At 36.2% G+C, this 1,166-nt stretch carries 1 protein-coding gene; it reads left to right on the forward strand.

Annotated features, from left to right (window positions below):
* Positions 1-691 precede the first annotated feature (691 nt).
* The coding region (locus Q3F21_RS27115; RefSeq protein ID WP_340259700.1) for a hypothetical protein at positions 692-1,166 on the forward strand (475 nt) is incomplete at its 3' end.

Below are 1,166 nucleotides of genomic sequence, written 5' to 3' on the forward strand. Positions count from 1 at the left end.
CATGGTCGCTTCCCCAATTGCAACGAACTCAATGACCAGCTATTCTGTTACATTTCAGCAATTTTTTCCTTGAGGTAAGCTATACAAGCCGTGATTTTCAGGATGGCATGTTCTACTTCTTTCCCGCTTGCGTTGATTTGATCAAGCATGTCGAACAGTTACTTTCTTTATGGATATCTTCGAGCGAACGCAAGGTGTTCTCATCAAGAGCATTCTTAAAACCGGATATTAAAGCCTCAATTTATCGAAAATTTTAGGAATCTTCCACTTCTATATACGTTCTGCTGCGAGACCGGCTTTTTAAAATGTGGAAGTAATCTCAAATAGAATTAAGTAAGTCGTCTGCCTTCTCACATGTTTCACTGTTTTTAGAAATCCAACTTAAAACCTCTCAAACAAAATGAAAAATTCGAAATTTCTCAACATATATAGTCTAATAGTATCTATAAAAAAAATAATCAATACCAATGTCCATAGTAATGAGATGAAATGGAATTTAGTAATTGGTCATATTTTACCAATTTGTGTTTTTCTACCATAAACCGACAAATTTTTTAGACAAGTTTTGATAATCTGTTTTTGGGTTTACTGCCACAATATGACATTTATAGGGGGATAAATGCAAATAGTGTAGCACGTTTGATAAGCGGTAGACCGTAGGAGAATTCTAAGAGGGGTAGGTTATTCTATTATGAAAAAAGTTAATTTAGGTAAATTTCTGCTAGCAGCTGCATTAGTATTGTCCGCAAGTTCAGTAATGGCAACGGAAGTTGAGGCAGGGCCAGCTCTTGGTTGTGACGATCAACAAAATGATTCTAAATGCAAAGCAAGCGCTGCTGATCCTACACGTTGGACTAAATTAGGCCCAGCTTCAAACTTTTGGGCACCTGGTGGTGTAAAGGGTTATGCGATGTTAAATACGAAAAATAGTACCACCTATGAAAATGACTATACTTGGCTCTTTAAGAACAATGACTCTGGTTATTATACACCAATGGTATTTCTTAATAGTGCAAAATTTGTTGATAATGTCTACTACAGTTATCAAGGAAACATCATGGTATTTGATCAAGAATACGCACTAGAAGGTTGGAACGACTTGAGTAATATTACCGAATACAAAGATGACTGGTCTTATGTTTTACTGGAGCGTGGCTCTTTTTACC

This window comes from Brevibacillus borstelensis (assembly GCF_037834415.1).
Taxonomy (GTDB): domain Bacteria; phylum Bacillota; class Bacilli; order Brevibacillales; family Brevibacillaceae; genus Brevibacillus; species Brevibacillus borstelensis_A.